Here is a 14,584-nt window from a genome sequence, read left to right as displayed (position 1 = left end):
GCCGGCCTCAACGATAGTGGACGCGCCGCTCGATGAAGCGGAACTGGACGATGGTCAGTGCGACGATGAGCAACATCAGGATGATGCTCTGCGCGGCGGCGCCCGAATAATCGAGGCCTTTGAAGCCGTCGGAATAGATCTTGTAGACCATCAGATTGGTGGCGTTGGCCGGTCCGCCTGCGGTCATGATGTCGACGATGCCGAAGGAGTCCTGAAAACTCTCGGTGATGTTGATGACCAGCAGGAAGAAGATGGTCGGCGTGATCAGCGGGAACTGGATGTCCCAGAAGCGCCGGAGGACGCCTGAGCCGTCCATGGCGGCCGCCTCGATCAGCGAACGCGGGATCGCCTGGAAGGCGGCGAGGAAGAAGATGAAATTATAGCCGACATATTTCCAGGAAAAGGCGATGATGATCGAGGCCATCGCGTCGGCGCCGTCGAGGCCCGGGTCCCAGAAGCCCGGCCAGACCCGGTTGACGACGGCCATGAAGCCGGCTTCCGGCGCCAGGATGAAACGAAATGCCAGCGCCAGAGCGGGCGCGGCGATGCCGTAGGGCCAGATCAGCACCACGCGATACAGCCATGAGCCGGCAAGCTGCCGGTCGGTCAAGGCGGCGAGCACCAGCGCGATGACCATTGCAAGGCCCGTGCTGATGCCGGCGAAGATCATGCTGGCGGTGATGGAATTCCAGTAGTCGGCATTGGCGAGGATCGAACGGAAATTGTCGAGCCCGACCCAGATGTTGCCGCCGCCCCAGGGCTGCTGCAGCGTCAGCGACCAGTAAACCGCCTGGCCGGCCGGCCAGTAGAAGAAGGTGAAGATCAGAAGAAGCTGCGGCACCGCGAACAGGATGCCGATCGTCCATCTGCCGAAAGTGACGCGTTTTTCCATCGATCCGCCGATGCCGTTGAACCGTCAGCCCACCTTCACGGTAAACCTAGATGTGAAATGGCCGCCCGTCGATTCCCGGCGGGCGGCCGTTCCAACATCCGGGATCAGGGCAGGGTCTTACCCGGATAGGTCTGCTGGAAGCGCTCGAGGATCGCGTCGCCGTTCTTGACCAGAGTGTCGAGGCCTTGCTGGACGCTGACCTTATTGGCGAAGATCGCCTGCATCTGCGTGCCGAACTCGGCGCGGATCTGGGTGAAGTTGCCGAGGCGGATGCCGCGGGTGATCTCGGTCGGCTCCGAGGCGGTCAGGCTCTCGATGGCCACTTCACGGCCCTTGTAAGGCGCCTTGTCGTAGAAGCCGTTTGACTTCATGAAATCGAAGCCCGACTTCGTCACCGGGATATAGCCGGTGTTGGTCGACCAGAACAATGCGGTCTTGGGATCGTGGATGAAGTTGAGGAAGGCGGCCGCGCCCTTGTATTCGGCGTCCGACTTGCCGGACAGCACCCACAGCGAAGCGCCGCCGACCAGCGAGTTCTTGCGCTCGGTGCCGGCATAGACCGGCAGCTCGGCGACGTCCCACTTCATGCCTTCCTTCTGGGTGCGGCCGACCGTGCCGTGGTCGCCGACCGAGGTGAGGATGAGCTGGCAGGTGCCGGTGGCGAAGGCCTGCACCATATCCTGGCCGAGATCTTCGACTTGATCTTGATAAGGCCTGCGTCATACCACTTCTTGAGATCGGTAACGTACTGGACGAACTTGGTCTTGTTGACTTCCAGACGGGCGTCGAGACCGTCATAGCCATTGTTCTTGGTGGCGATCGGCTGGTTATGCAGCGCCGAGAACTGCTCCATCAGCTGCCAGCTTTCATTGGCCGAGATGTTGATGGCCATCGGGCAATCATAGCCGGCGTCCTTCAGCGCCTTGAGGTCGGCGCCGACATCTTCCCAGGTCTTCGGCGCCTCGGTCTTGCCGATCTTGGCGAAGGCGTCCTTGTTCCAGTACATCAGTGCCGTTGACGAGTTGAACGGGAAGGACAGCATCTCGCCCTTCGAGGTCGCGTAATAGCGGGCGATGCCGGGGAAATAGTCGCTGTAGTCGATCTTGTAGCCGTTCTCTTCCATCAGCTTGTCGGCGGGCTTGTAGGCGCCCGACAGCATCATGGTGGCAGTGCCGACGTCATAGACCTGGACGACGGTGGGCTGCTTGCCGGCACGGAAGGCGGCGATCGTGTTCTGCAGCGTGGCGTCGTAATTGCCCTGGCTGGTGCAAACGACCTGGTAGTCCTTCTGGGAATCGTTGAAGTTCTTGCACAGCGTGTCGACGACGCGGGCGAGGTCGCCCGAAAGACCGAACCAAAAATCGAATTTGACCGGCTCGGCAAAAGCAGGAACCGCAAGCGCGGTGCTGAGCGCGCCGGCGGCAAGGGCAGCGAAGCCCCGCTTGATGATCGTCATGGTTTTCCCTCTTGAGTGGCAGTGTGACAAGGTTTTGCGCAAGTCCTTGCCCGCTCTCATAGAGAAGGTATGTGACAGTTCTGCTGTGGGCCCGAAGCCCCTGTGGACAGCCAGTCTCTCCTCCCCTGGCAGCGGTCGCGCCGGCATGAAAACGTCACATCGGCGCTCTAGAGAGCTAGGGCGCCGCCAAGCGGCGAAAAGACCTCCGTGATTAACCGGCTGGATGAGAAGAGAGATGCTGGTCCCGCAGCTCACGCACGTGCCTGTCGCCGTCCGCAACGCCATGCGGGACGGACCGCGCGACAGCGCCACCCATCTGCGCTACGCTGCCGCCGTTCCCGCCCTCGGCGAGATCGAGATCGGCGGCAAGGCGTCGCGCGAGAGCGCCGGCGAGAGCCTGACCGTCATGGCGTGGAACGTCGAGCGCCTGCGTCATGTCGATGCCATCGCCGCTACGATAGCGGGCCAGGCGCCGCACGTCGTGCTGCTGTCCGAAGTCGACAAGGGCATGGCGCGCTCCGGCAACGGCCATCTTTTGAGCCGGCTTGCCGATCGTCTGGGCCATTCCTACGCCTATGGCGTCGAGTTCCTTGAACTCGGCACCGGTAATGAGGCGGAGCAGGCGGCAAATGACGGCGCCGAGAACGTTGAGGGCTTCCATGGCAACGCCATAACCAGCGCCGTCCCGCTGCTGCGGCCCTTCCTCGTTCGGCTGGATGCCGCCGGTGCCTGGTTCCTGCCGGAGCACGGCCAACCCCGGATCGGCGGCCGCATGGCGCTCGGCGGCCAGGTGACGGTGGGCGAGCGCCGGGTCACCGTCGTTTCGGTGCATCTCGAGAACCGCACCGCGCCCGCCGGCCGCGCCGACCAGGCGCGCCACCTCCTTGACGCCATCGACCGATATGACGCGGAAGCGCCGGTCCTGATCGGCGGCGATTTCAACACGCTGACCGCAACCTATGAAGAGCGCCACGCCGACCCGGCCGCATGGCAGGCTTGCATCGATGCCGAGCCGGACCGGCTGATGCGCCCCGACCGCCACGAGCCCCTCTTCGCGATCATGGCCGAGCGCGGCTACGACTGGCGCGACGCCAACGCGTTCGACAAGCCGACGCAGCGGCGTCCGGCCGGCGACGCCACGCCTGCCGGCCACATCGACTGGTTCTTTACCCGCGGCCTCGAGGCAAGCGCGCCGGCGACACTGCCGGCGGTGTTGCCGGACGGCAGCCCGAGCGCCGACCACGAGGCGCTGGTGATTACGGTTAGGGTAAGATAGCGGTCGCGATCACGGCGTTAGCGCCGCTTCCACCAGCCGCTTGGCGTCGGGGCTCGACCATTCGGCCGGGCCGTTCATATGCGCGATCAGGCAGCCATCCGCGTCGATCAGCATGGTCACCGGAAGCCCGAGCGCCAGTCCGCGCGTCTTTGCCTCGTTGAACAGCGCGATCGTCGGGTCCCGGTAGAAGCCGAGCGTCTGAACGCCGATCTCGTTGAGGAAGTTCTTCGGCTTCGTATCGTCGCCGGTGTCGACATTGACCGCGATCACCTCGAAGGCATTGCTGCCTTTTTCCTTCTGCAGCGCGTCGAGCGCCGGCATCTCGGCGCGGCACGGCGCGCACCAGGTGGCCCAGAGATTGAGCAGCACGGTCTTGCCGGCATGGTCGGCTATCGTCATCGGCTTGCCGTCGGGGCCGTTGAAGGCCAGGCTCTTCAGCGATTGCGGCGGGTCGGCCGGCTGCAGAGCCGCGACCTGGCCGACGGCCTTGGCGGCGATTTGCTTGGCCCGGTCAACTTTGGCTGCGCAGGCTGCATCGTCCTTGCCGGCGGCCGCGGCGACCTTCTCGGGAGCATTGTTGCCAGAACCGCTCTCGCTGACGTATACCGCGACCGCGCCGGCCAGCACGCCCGCCACCAAAGCGGCGAGGATGAGGCGCGTAGCCGGAAAAAAATATCTCTTGCCGTCTGCCATTTTCAAAACTGCTCCGGAGCATGGGTTATAGCGATGAGCGACAAGAAGGCCAGCAACCAGATGTGGGGCGGACGTTTTGCCTCGGGTCCGGCCGCGATCATGGAGGCGATCAACGCGTCGATCGGCTTCGACCGCAAGCTCTATGCGCAGGACATAAGCGGATCGATCGCCCATAGCGAGATGTTGGCTGAAACGGGCATTATTTCGGCCGCCGATCAAGAAAAAATCGCTCACGGACTGAACACGATCCTGAAAGAGATCGAGGCAGGCACGTTCGAATTCTCAACGAAGCTCGAAGACATCCACATGAATGTCGAGGCCCGCCTTGCCGACCTTATCGGCCCGGCGGCGGGACGCCTGCACACCGCTCGCTCGCGCAACGACCAGGTGGCGGTCGATCTCCGGCTCTGGGTCAAGCAGGAATGCCAGCGCGTCGCCCTGGCGTTAAAAGACCTGATCGCCGCGTTCCTGGAACGCGCCGAGGAGCATGCGGCGACCGTCATGCCCGGCTTCACCCATATGCAGGCGGCGCAGCCGGTGACCTTCGGCCACCATTGCATGGCCTATGTCGAGATGTTCGGCCGCGACCTCTCGCGCGTCCGCGACGCCATCGAGCGCATGGATGAAAGCCCGCTGGGCGCGGCGGCCCTTGCCGGCACCAGCTTCGGCATCGACCGCCACATGACGGCGAAGGCGCTGGGTTTCCGCGAGCCAACGCGCAATTCGCTGGACAGCGTCTCGGACCGGGATTTCGCGCTCGAGTTCCTGAGCCTCGCCGCGATCTGCGCGACGCATTTGTCCAGGCTGGCCGAGGAGATCATCATCTGGTCGACGCCGCAATTCGGCTTCATCCGCCTGTCGGATTCCTTCTCCACCGGCTCCTCGATCATGCCGCAGAAGAAGAACCCGGACGCCGCCGAGCTGGTGCGCGGCAAGACCGGCCGCGTTAACGGGCATCTCGTCGGCCTGCTGACGGTGATGAAGGGCATGCCGCTGACCTATGGCAAGGACATGCAGGAAGACAAGGAAGCGGTCTTCGACGCCGCCGAGACGCTCGACCTGATGCTGGCGGCGACCGCCGGCATGGTGCGAGACATGACCGTCAACGCCGCCGCCATGAAGAAAGCCGCAGGCGCCGGTCACGCCACCGCAACCGACCTTGCCGACTGGCTGGTGCGCAATCTGGGCCTGCCCTTCCGCGAGGCGCATCACGTCACCGGCCGCGCCGTGGCGCTCGCGGAGGAGAAGAAGGTCTCCCTGGAAAAGCTCTCGCTGGACGACCTGCGCTCCATCCATCCCGGCATCACCGACGACATCTTCTCGGTGCTTGCCGTGCAGAATTCGGTGAAGAGCCGCACAAGCTTCGGCGGCACCGCGCCATCGGAAGTGCGAAAGCAGGTCCGCTACTGGAAAAAGCGGCTCGCCAAGGCTTAATGCATGTCGCCCAGAAGTGTGCAGCGGTTCTGGGATAACGACATGCACCAAAACAAATGCCGGGATGCAAAGCGCTGGAAACTCGGCTAAAAGCGGCGGCACAAGAAACAGTTTCGAACGGATGGATCGATGACCCGTAGCAGGATTTTGGTGACGCTGGCGCTGCTGGCGGCGGTTGTCACCGTCACCGCCTGCGGCAGGAAGACTGGCCTCGACACGCCCTATGAGGCGGCGGAGCAGGCGCGCAAGGATGCGGAAAAAGCCAAGCAGCCGGTGCCGCCCGAGCCGGAAAAACCGGTCAAGGACAGGAAATTCATCCTCGATCCCCTGCTCTAGAGCTGGTGAGATCGACCAGATCTCATCGGGCTTCAACTTTCCGGAACCAACACCCGTGAACCATTTCGATTACCGCGACGGCGTTCTCCATGCCGAGGACGTCGCCATTCCCGACATCGCAGCCGAGGTCGGCACGCCCTTCTATTGCTATTCGACGGCGACGCTGACCCGGCATTTCCGCGTCTTCAGAGAGGCTTTCGCCGGCCTCGACGCGCTGGTCTGCTACGCCATGAAGGCGAATTCCAACCAGGCCGTGCTGAGGACGCTGGCCAGGCAGGGCGCAGGCGCCGACGTGGTCTCCGAAGGCGAATTGCGCCGCGCTTTGGCCGCCGGCATCCCGGCCGACAAGATCCTGTTTTCCGGCGTCGGCAAGACCGCGAGCGAAATGGACTTCGCGCTTTCGGCCGGCATTCTCTGCTTCAACGTCGAATCCGAGCCTGAGCTTGAGCTTTTGTCGGCGCGCGCCGTGGCGCTCGGCAAGGTGGCGCCCATCTCGCTGCGCATCAATCCGGATGTCGATGCAAGGACGCACAAGAAGATCTCGACCGGCAAGGCCGAGAACAAGTTCGGCATTCCATGGCAGCGCGCGCGGCAGGTCTATGCCCGTGCCGCGCAACTGCCGGGTATTAAGGTGACCGGCATCGACACCCATATCGGCAGCCAGATCACCGAGCTGCAGCCTTTCGACGACGCCTTTGCCCTGCTCGTCGAACTGGTCGGAGCGCTGCGCGCCGACGGACATGCGATCGGGCATGTCGATCTCGGCGGCGGCCTTGGCATTCCCTACCGCGTCGACAACAACCCGCCGCCGCTGCCCGACGCCTATGCCGAGATCGTCAGGAAACACGTCACCGGGCTTGGCCTGAAGGTGATGTTCGAGCCCGGCCGCCTGATCGTCGGCAATGCCGGCATCCTGGTGTCCGAGGTCATCTATGTGAAGGAAGGCGACGCCAAGAACTTCCTCGTCGTCGACGCCGCCATGAACGACCTGATCCGGCCGACGCTCTATGACGCCTTCCACGACATCAGGCCGGTGGTGCAGCCGCCCGCCTCCACGCCGCGCATGAAGGTCGACGTCGTCGGCCCGGTCTGCGAGACGGGCGACTTCATCGGTCTCGACCGCGACCTGCCGAGGCTGAAGGCGGGCGACCTCATCGCCGTTTCCACCGCCGGCGCCTATGGCGCGGTGCAGGCCGGCACCTACAACACCAGGCTTCTGGTGCCGGAGGTGCTGGTCGATGGCGACCGCTTCCATGTCGTGCGGCCGCGCCAGACCTATGAGGACCTGATTGGATTGGATTCGGTCCCCGACTGGCTGAAATAGCTCGCTAGATCTTCTCCTGGATCAGCGCCTTGGCTTCGGCGATCCGCCCCTCGTCGCGGCGATAGAATATCCATTGCTTGGTGCGCTTGGTGCTGAGCAGGCCGGCCTGGGTCAGCACGCGCATATGCTCGCTGAGCGTCGCCTGGCTGATGCCGAGCTTCTCAGCGATCAGCAGCGCGCAGACGCCGTCCTCCACCAGATCGCCATCGGCCTGGCGCGGAAAATGCGCGCGCGGGTCCTTGAGCCATTCGAGGATCTGCAGCCTGCGCTCATTGGCAAATGCCTTGAAGATGTCGACCTCTTGCATTTAGCTATTTTGCTAAGTTACTAATTGAAGTCAATCCCGAGGAGCACGCCATGTTGAACACCCGGACGATCACCCGCGAACGCATCGCCGCCGTGGAGCCGCGCATCCGCCCCTATGTCCGCCACACGCCGGTCATGCGCGTCGACATGGCGGATTTCGGACGGCCCGCCTTCCCGGTCGACCTGAAGCTCGAATGCCTGCAGCATTCAGGGTCGTTCAAGGCGCGCGGCGCCTTCACCAACCTGCTCGAACGCCAGGTTCCCCGAGCCGGCGTGGTCGCCGCGTCCGGCGGCAATCATGGCGCGGCCGTCGCTTACGCCGCCATGAAACTCGGGCACAAGGCGACCATCTTCGTGCCCGAAGTCAGCCCGCCGGCGAAGCTCGCGCGCATTCGCGGCTACGGCGCCGAGTTGGTGGTCGGCGGCGCCCGCTATGCCGAAGCGCTGGCCGCCAGCGAAGATTTCGCCGCCAGGAGCGGCGCCCTGCAGGTGCACGCCTTCAACCAGGAGGAAACGCTGCTCGGCCAGGGCACGCTCGGCATGGAGATCGAGGCCGACCTGCCCGAGATCGACACGCTGCTGGTCGCGGTCGGCGGCGGCGGCCTGATCGGCGGCATCGCCGCCTGGTTCGCTGGCCGCATCCGCATCGTCGCCATCGAGCCTGAGGGAGCGCCGACGCTTTACCGTGCCCTGGAGGCCGGAGAGCCGGTCGATGCGCCCGCCGAGGGCATCGCCGCCGATTCGCTGGCGCCGAAGCGCGTCGGCGAGATGATGTTCCCGATCGCCGAAGCCTTCGTCGAGCGATCGATCCTGGTGAGCGACGACGACATCGTCGCGGCGCAAAAAGCGCTGTGGGACCGCGTGCGAATCATCGCCGAGCCGGGCGGCGCAGCCGCTTTCGCCGCCATGCTTTCCGGACGCTATGTGCCCGCGGAAGGCGAACGCGTGGCGGTCCTGGTCTGCGGTTCGAACACGAATCCCGCCAGTTTCTGATCATAACCCGGCCAGACCGCTTCACGTTTTTTGGAACCCGCCTCGCCTTTGCCGTGTTTGTTGGTATCCTTCTGCTGATGACGTCCGGGCTATCGTGCCCGGGCAGGAAGGGCCGATGACCGAACGACCCACTTCCAGCGGCGAACGCGGCCCGGCCAGCGATGGACGCGGCCTGGCCGGGCGCCTGGCGCTCAGCCGGTTGGCGACGCGGGCCTCGATACTCTTCGAGCGCGCTTGGCCGCTCGTGCTGCCATTGCTGGTCGTCGCCAGCCTGTTCCTCAGCTTTTCATGGTTCGGTCTGTTCCCGCGTCTGCCGGACACGGTACGCGTTGGCCTTCTGATCCTGTTCGCGCTGGCCGCGGTCGCGGCGCTCTATCCGCTTCGCTTCTTCCGCATGCCCTCGGCAGCCGAGATCGACCGGCGCATCGAGGCGGCGAACGAATTGCTGCACAGCCCGGTGCAGGTGCAGACGGACCGGCCGAGCGGCGCCGAGAGCATCTTCTCGCAGGCGCTGTGGCGCGAGCACCAGAAGCGCATGGCCGAGCGGCTTTCGAGCCTCGGCGCCGACCGGCCGCGCACCGGTGTGCCGGACCATGACCGCTGGGGCTTGCGCGCCGTGGCGGGGCTGTTGTTCGTCACCGCTTTGGCCTTCTCCTTCGGACCGTTTGGCGGCAGAGTCAGCGACGCTTTTGTCGCCCGCGCCGCGCACGATGCGGTGCCGCCGCGCATCGACGCCTGGGTGACGCCGCCCGCCTATACCGGCAAGGCGCCGCTGTTCCTGACCGCCGACGCCAACCAGGCCGTCCAGACCTTTTCCGTGCCGCAAGGCAGCGACGTTTCGTTGCGCGTCACCGGCGGCTCGGGCGAGGAAACACTGAGCTATGCCGATCAAGGCGGCAATGATCGCGCCATCGAGCCCGCGGCGTCCCCCATAGCACCCAAGGGAACCGCGCCCGCCGCCACCAGCCAGACGGCACCAAAGGTGCGCCAGTTCTCCGGCAAGCTGAACGCCAACGGCACGCTGACGCTGAAATCCGGCGATAGCGATCTCGGCCACTGGGCCTTTGCCGTCATTCCAGACAAGCCGCCGACGATCCGCTTCGTCGGCGAGCCGAAGCGCGCCGTCAACGGCGCCATGGAGCTGAATTACGAGATCGCCGACGACTACGGCGCGGCCTCCGCCAAGGCAGTTTTTGAGCCGTCGGACCCGCCGGCGGCCAACGCGCATCCGCTTTACGGCCCGCCCGACATGCCGTTGACCCTGCCGCGCCGCGGCGGCAAGGCGAGCGCGGCCAAGACGACCAAGGACCTGACCGAACATGTCTGGGCCGGCAGCAACATCAAGCTGACGCTGAGCGTCACCGACGATGCCGGCCACACGGCGACCAGCGAGACCAAGACAATGGTCATGCCCGAGCGGCCCTTCGCCAATCCGCTGGCCCGGGCGGTGATCGAACAGCGCCGGCTGCTGGCGCTCGACACCAATGCCAAGCCGCGCGTTCTCGACCTGATGGACGCGATCACGCTGCGGCCCGAGGACACGTTCGACAACATGTCCAACTATCTTGCCATCATGAGCGCACGGAGCCGGCTGAAGCTCTCCGGGAGCGACGACCAGCTGCGCAACGTCGTCTCCTATCTCTGGGAAATCGCGCTCGGCATCGAGGAAGGCAATCTGTCTGCCGCCGAGCGCCGGCTGCGCCAGGCGCAGCAGGCGTTGCAGGACGCCATCAAGAACGGCGCCAGCGATCAGGAGATCGAAAAGGCGATGAAGGAACTGCGCGAGGCGATGGACCAGTTCCTGCAGGAATTCGCCCAGCGCGCGCAACAGAATCCGAACGCGCCGCAGATGCAGCAGAACGGCCGCGAGCTGCGCCAGAGCGATATCAACCGCTTGATGGACCAGATCGAGAATCTGGCCAAATCGGGCGACCGCGACAAGGCGCAGCAGCTTCTCTCGGAGCTGCAGGACATGATGAACAACCTGCAGGCCGGCCGCCAGCAGCCTGGCGGCGAGCAGGACAGCGAGATGCGCCAGCAGATGGACAAGCTCGGCGACATCATGCGCCGCCAGCAGGAAATGATGAACGACACCTTCCGCCTGGACCAGATGCAGCGCGGACGGCGTGGCGAGGGCGGCGAGCAACAGCAGCTTGGCGAGGATGGCGAACAGGGCCAGCCCAACGACCAGCAGCGGCCGGGCCCCGGTCAGGACCGCGATCCGCTGGGACGGCCGAAAATGTCGCCGAAGGATTTGGCCGATGCGCTGAAACAGCTGCAGGAAGGCCAGGGCCAGCTGCAGAGCGAGCTCGACCAGTTGAAGAAAGGCCTCGAAGGCATGGGCATGGAGCCCAATGAGGGCTTCGGCGAGGCCGGCAAGTCGATGGGCAATGCCGAACAATCGCTTGGCCAGGGCGATGGCGACCAGGCCGTCGGCCACCAGGGCCGCGCACTGGAGGCGCTGCGCCGCGGCGCCAAGGAAATGATGAAGCAGATGCAGGCCATGCAGGGCGACCAGGGCGGCAGCGAGCAGGGCGGCCGCCAGCAGGACGCCGACCGCGATCCGCTGGGACGACCACGCGCCACCAACGGCCCCGATGATGGCACCTCGGTCAAGGTTCCAGACGAGATCGACGTTCAGCGCGCCCGCCAGATCCTCGACGCGATCCGCAAGCGGCTCGGCAATGCGCTCAGCCCCGATATCGAGCGCAGCTATCTGGAACGGCTGCTGGAGCTGAAATAGTTACAGAGGCGTCTATCTCTTGTTTCTACGCAATTCCGGTCGGAAAGCCGCTCACACTTTTCCTGGAATTGCTCTGGCGTTTCGCGGTCGTCGGATAGCTGTTGCCGCCGCTCAAGCACCGACCGCCGCGCCCGTCTGCCGGGTCAGCATGAATGCCTCGCGGATGGCGTTCTCCATGCCGTCGATCGCTTCGCCGGTCGCCAGCGGATTGCGGTGCAGGACGACGTTGGAGGAATCGATGTCGCCGAAGCCGTAGGCGGCCGTCAGTTCGCGGCAATCTTCCGGGATGTTGCTGCGCGAGATCGGCGCGATCGCCAGGCCGGACGTGACCGCGAGCGTCAGGCCACCATTGGTATCGCTGGTGTAAGCGACGCGGTAGTCGAGGCCGCGCTGCTGCAGCGACTTGATGGCGAAGTCGCGGCACCAGCCGTTGCGGCTGTAGAGCGCGATCGGCACCGGCCGTTCCTCATGCATATGATGCAGCGTCGATGTCACCCAGACCGTCGGGTCGTGCATCAGCACCTCGCCGCCGGAAGAGCCCTCCCATTCGAACACCACCGCGAGGTCGAGCTCGCCGGCCGCGAGCGCCCGCACCTGCGAATCCGAATGCGCGTAGCGCACCGTGACCTCGACGCGCGGATGCCGCTTGGCGAATTCGCCCAGCGCCCGCGACAGGATCGAACGTCCATATTCGGCCGGGATGCCGATGCGCACCAGCCCGCCGAGCGGCGGCGCCACCAGCGAGGCCGCCGTCTCGTCGAGCAGCGAGACGATCCGGCGCGCGTTGGCGATCAATTCGCCGCCGCGGCGCGTCAGCGCCACGCCGCGCGAGCCGCGCTCGAACAGGTTGTCGCCGACCATATCCTCCAGCTTCTTCATCTGCATGGACACGGCCGATTGCGTGCGTCCGGCTTTCTCCGCCGCACGTGTGAAATTACCGGTTTCGGCCACCGCCACGAAGGTACGCAGGAGGTCGCTGTCGAGGACTGGTCGCATTGAGGTCGCCATAAGAAAAGTTGATTGCTGGCATCATTCCAATTCGTTTGCCAGATGTCAAACGCCGCAGGATAGTTCACCACACCCATTGGATATGCGACCGCGAAGTCGGTCGCGGACCAATCGAAGAGTCCTCACTCGTGCCCGCTGCCTGAAAACGGTGGCGGGTTCTTTTTCGCTGGATCGATCATGCAGAACCGGACGGTGCTTGGCATTTTGAGCCTCTGCCTCGGCGTGCTGGTCTTTTCGCTGCAGGATCCGCTGGTGAAGGCGGTCTCGGGCGGTTATCCGGTGACCGAGGTGATGGCGATCCGCGCCATCGTCGCGCTACCGATCCTGATCGTCATCGTCCAGGCCGATGTCGGCCTGAAGGCGGTGCTGTCCAAGCGCTTCGGCATGCTGACGCTGCGCGCCTTCATCCAGTTCTCGTCCTATACGGTGTATTATCTGGCGATCGCCGCCTTGCCGCTGGCCGATGCAGTGGCGCTCTATTTCATGGCGCCGCTGTTCATCATGGCGATGGCCGGTCCCTATCTCGGCGAGCGCGTCTCCTGGAAAACGTTGGCGACGGTGCTGATCGGCTTGGTCGGCGTGCTTGTGATGGTGCGTCCCGGCGCCAGCGTGTTCGACTGGGCGGCGCTGCTGTCGCTGGGCTCGGCCTTCCTCTACGGCTTTTCGCAACTGATGGCGCGCCGCATCGGCGACACCGAATCGTCGACCGTGATGGCCTTCTACCAGAACGGCGCCTATCTCAGCGGCGCCATTGCGGTCGCGACCGTCTTCCAGCTTGCCGGAATCACCCATGCCGCGCATCCGAGTGTCGAATTCCTGGTGCGGCCATGGGCGTGGCCGACAATGCCGGATTTCCTGAAGATGGCCGCCTGCGGCCTCGTCGCTTCCGCCGGCATGATCCTGTTGTCGCAGGCCTACCGGATGGCGCCGGCCAACCGCGTCGCCACCTTCGAATACACCGGCATCCTGTGGTCGCCGCTCTGGGGTTTCCTGTTCTTCGCCGAGGTGCCGCGTGAGACCACCGTGCTGGGCGCGGCGCTGATCATCGGCGCCGGCCTGCTTGCGCTGAGCGGCGGGCGTCGGCGAAGTGCAGTGCCGGCCGTCCCTGTTACGACCGATGCGGTCTCAAGCGAAGCAGCTTAAAGCCTTGCCGACGCGGCCGCGGATCTCGGCAAGCGTGAACGGCTTCTGCACGACGTCGAGGATGATGCCGTTGAGTTCCTCGGCGCGCTCGCGCTGGTCGGCATAGCCGGTCATCAGCATGATCCGCATCGCTGGAAACTCTCTTGCGGCGGCTGTCGCCATCTCGATGCCGTCCATTTCCGGCATGCGGATGTCGGACACCACCAGATCGAAACCGCCACGCGCCTGCCGGATCCTGTCCAGCCCCTGCGCGCCGTCGGTGGCGATGGTGACATTGTGGCCATCGCGCTCGAGCGCGCGGGCAGCGAGGGTGCGGACGGACTCATCGTCCTCGACGATCAGAAGCTTTGCCATGCCGAGATAGATGCCGCCGAAATATTGATGTTTTCTGAAAATTCTAACGATCGGCAGCTTTTCGGAATGGCCCCGCCTCCTCAGACATCGCCCTTCACCACCCCGACAAATGGCAGCTCGCGGAACGCATGGGCGACATCCATGCCGTAGCCGACGACGAAATAGTCCGGGCAGTCGAAGCCGACATAGTCGGCGTTGAGCGAGGTCTGGCGGCGCATGCGCTTGTCTAGCAGAACCGCGATGGCGCAGCTCTTGGCGCCCCGCGAAAGCATCAGGTCGCGGGTGTAGGAAAGCGTCTTGCCGGATTCCAGTATGTCGTCGATCAACAGCACGTCGCGGCCGGCGACCTCGTTGTCGATGTCGCGCAACACCCTGACCTCGCCGCTCGTGGTGCCGGCGCCATAGCTGGAGATGAAGATGAACTCGACTTCCGGCGACAGGCCGACATCATGCATGGCGCGGATGAGATCGGCGGCAAAGACGAACGAGCCCTTGAGGATCGAGATCACCAGCAGGTCGTGGTAGTCGCGCCCGGCGATTTCCTTGGCGAGCTCGAGATTGCGGCGCGCGATCGCCGACGCCGAAAACAGGACCTCGATGTCCTTGCCGCGCACAACTGGCATAGT

Annotated in this window: 13 protein-coding genes and 1 pseudogene; 7 read left to right on the top strand and 7 right to left on the bottom strand. The window is 64.7% G+C overall.

The genetic code is table 11. The annotated features are described in order from the left end of the window. Window positions 1–7 precede the first annotated feature (7 nt). Window positions 8–892: a carbohydrate ABC transporter permease gene (locus tag LB553_RS23120; protein WP_224516610.1), complete on the bottom strand. Its 885-nt coding sequence runs from the start codon at window positions 890–892 to the stop codon at window positions 8–10. A gap of 104 nt (window positions 893–996) precedes the next feature. Further along, a pseudogene (locus tag LB553_RS23115) lies at window positions 997–2,348 on the bottom strand (extracellular solute-binding protein). Window positions 2,349–2,583: 235 nt separating this feature from the next. On the opposite strand from LB553_RS23115, the gene LB553_RS23110 reads away from it, so the two are divergent. Then, complete coding sequence (locus tag LB553_RS23110) at window positions 2,584–3,624, top strand: endonuclease/exonuclease/phosphatase family protein (RefSeq protein ID WP_224516609.1); 1,041 nt, start codon at window positions 2,584–2,586, stop codon at window positions 3,622–3,624. A 9-nt stretch (window positions 3,625–3,633) separates the two neighbouring features. Here the strand turns inward: LB553_RS23110 and tlpA are convergent, their stop codons facing one another. Then, window positions 3,634–4,317: a thiol:disulfide interchange protein TlpA gene (gene tlpA, locus LB553_RS23105; RefSeq protein ID WP_224516608.1), complete on the bottom strand. Its 684-nt coding sequence runs from the start codon at window positions 4,315–4,317 to the stop codon at window positions 3,634–3,636. 33 nt (window positions 4,318–4,350) lie between these two features. Here tlpA and argH point away from each other — a divergent pair, with 33 nt between their 5' ends. The 3 genes from argH to lysA all read left to right on the top strand — a co-directional run bounded on the left by argH (window position 4,351) and on the right by lysA (window position 7,411). Continuing rightward, a complete protein-coding gene (argH, locus tag LB553_RS23100; protein WP_224516607.1) occupies window positions 4,351–5,751 on the top strand; it encodes an argininosuccinate lyase in 1,401 nt (466 codons plus the stop codon). A gap of 129 nt (window positions 5,752–5,880) precedes the next feature. Continuing rightward, window positions 5,881–6,087 carry a lipoprotein gene (locus LB553_RS23095; RefSeq protein ID WP_127253283.1) on the top strand — a complete coding sequence of 69 codons (207 nt, stop codon included), beginning with the start codon at window positions 5,881–5,883 and terminating at the stop codon, window positions 6,085–6,087. A gap of 55 nt (window positions 6,088–6,142) precedes the next feature. After that, window positions 6,143–7,411: a diaminopimelate decarboxylase gene (gene lysA / locus LB553_RS23090; protein ID WP_224516606.1), complete on the top strand. Its 1,269-nt coding sequence runs from the start codon at window positions 6,143–6,145 to the stop codon at window positions 7,409–7,411. A gap of 4 nt (window positions 7,412–7,415) precedes the next feature. Here lysA and LB553_RS23085 read toward each other — a convergent pair whose 3' ends face one another. Further along, complete coding sequence (locus LB553_RS23085) at window positions 7,416–7,718, bottom strand: ArsR/SmtB family transcription factor (protein WP_224516605.1); 303 nt, start codon at window positions 7,716–7,718, stop codon at window positions 7,416–7,418. Between the two features lie 50 nt (window positions 7,719–7,768). Here LB553_RS23085 and LB553_RS23080 point away from each other — a divergent pair, with 50 nt between their 5' ends. Together LB553_RS23080 and LB553_RS23075 are read left to right on the top strand one after the other, a co-directional pair. Beyond that, window positions 7,769–8,710 (top strand): threonine/serine dehydratase, encoded by a 942-nt coding sequence (locus tag LB553_RS23080; protein ID WP_224516604.1) that lies wholly within the window; start codon window positions 7,769–7,771, stop codon window positions 8,708–8,710. A 115-nt stretch (window positions 8,711–8,825) separates the two neighbouring features. Beyond that, window positions 8,826–11,453: a TIGR02302 family protein gene (locus LB553_RS23075; RefSeq protein ID WP_224516603.1), complete on the top strand. Its 2,628-nt coding sequence runs from the start codon at window positions 8,826–8,828 to the stop codon at window positions 11,451–11,453. 111 nt (window positions 11,454–11,564) lie between these two features. On the opposite strand, the gene LB553_RS23070 is transcribed toward LB553_RS23075, so the two are convergent. Beyond that, window positions 11,565–12,449 (bottom strand): LysR family transcriptional regulator, encoded by an 885-nt coding sequence (locus LB553_RS23070; protein ID WP_224516602.1) that lies wholly within the window; start codon window positions 12,447–12,449, stop codon window positions 11,565–11,567. Between the two features lie 189 nt (window positions 12,450–12,638). Between LB553_RS23070 and LB553_RS23065 the strand changes: the two genes are divergently transcribed. Then, window positions 12,639–13,604 carry a DMT family transporter gene (locus LB553_RS23065; protein ID WP_224516601.1) on the top strand — a complete coding sequence of 322 codons (966 nt, stop codon included), beginning with the start codon at window positions 12,639–12,641 and terminating at the stop codon, window positions 13,602–13,604. Here LB553_RS23065 and LB553_RS23060 read toward each other — a convergent pair. Next, on the bottom strand, window positions 13,587–13,958 hold the full coding sequence (locus LB553_RS23060) for a response regulator (protein WP_224516600.1): 372 nt from the start codon (window positions 13,956–13,958) through the stop codon (window positions 13,587–13,589). The two genes, LB553_RS23065 and LB553_RS23060, sit on opposite strands and share 18 nt — an antisense overlap. Before the next feature lie 80 nt (window positions 13,959–14,038). Beyond that, on the bottom strand, window positions 14,039–14,581 hold the full coding sequence (gene hpt / locus LB553_RS23055; RefSeq protein ID WP_224516599.1) for a hypoxanthine phosphoribosyltransferase: 543 nt from the start codon (window positions 14,579–14,581) through the stop codon (window positions 14,039–14,041). Between the last annotated feature and the right edge of the window lie 3 nt (window positions 14,582–14,584).

This window comes from Mesorhizobium sp. CA8, assembly GCF_020164955.1.
In the GTDB taxonomy this organism is placed as follows: Bacteria; Pseudomonadota; Alphaproteobacteria; order Rhizobiales; family Rhizobiaceae; genus Mesorhizobium.
The sequence above is the reverse complement of the archived record's forward strand: the minus strand, read 5'-3'. Positions and strand labels throughout refer to the sequence as shown.

Bases quoted from the DNA above. Each gene is read 5' to 3' on its own strand.
- LB553_RS23085 (WP_224516605.1), bottom strand. From the start codon at position 7,718: ATGCAAGAGGTCGACATCTTCAAGGCATTTGCCAATGAGCGCAGGCTG.
- LB553_RS23095 (WP_127253283.1), top strand. From the start codon at position 5,881: ATGACCCGTAGCAGGATTTTGGTGACGCTGGCGCTGCTGGCGGCGGTT.
- LB553_RS23075 (WP_224516603.1), top strand. From the start codon at position 8,826: ATGACCGAACGACCCACTTCCAGCGGCGAACGCGGCCCGGCCAGCGAT.
- LB553_RS23110 (WP_224516609.1), top strand. From the start codon at position 2,584: ATGCTGGTCCCGCAGCTCACGCACGTGCCTGTCGCCGTCCGCAACGCC.
- argH (WP_224516607.1), top strand. From the start codon at position 4,351: ATGAGCGACAAGAAGGCCAGCAACCAGATGTGGGGCGGACGTTTTGCC.
- LB553_RS23080 (WP_224516604.1), top strand. From the start codon at position 7,769: ATGTTGAACACCCGGACGATCACCCGCGAACGCATCGCCGCCGTGGAG.
- LB553_RS23065 (WP_224516601.1), top strand. From the start codon at position 12,639: ATGCAGAACCGGACGGTGCTTGGCATTTTGAGCCTCTGCCTCGGCGTG.
- tlpA (WP_224516608.1), bottom strand. From the start codon at position 4,317: ATGGCAGACGGCAAGAGATATTTTTTTCCGGCTACGCGCCTCATCCTC.
- LB553_RS23070 (WP_224516602.1), bottom strand. From the start codon at position 12,449: ATGCGACCAGTCCTCGACAGCGACCTCCTGCGTACCTTCGTGGCGGTG.
- LB553_RS23120 (WP_224516610.1), bottom strand. From the start codon at position 892: ATGGAAAAACGCGTCACTTTCGGCAGATGGACGATCGGCATCCTGTTC.
- LB553_RS23060 (WP_224516600.1), bottom strand. From the start codon at position 13,958: ATGGCAAAGCTTCTGATCGTCGAGGACGATGAGTCCGTCCGCACCCTC.
- hpt (WP_224516599.1), bottom strand. From the start codon at position 14,581: ATGCCAGTTGTGCGCGGCAAGGACATCGAGGTCCTGTTTTCGGCGTCG.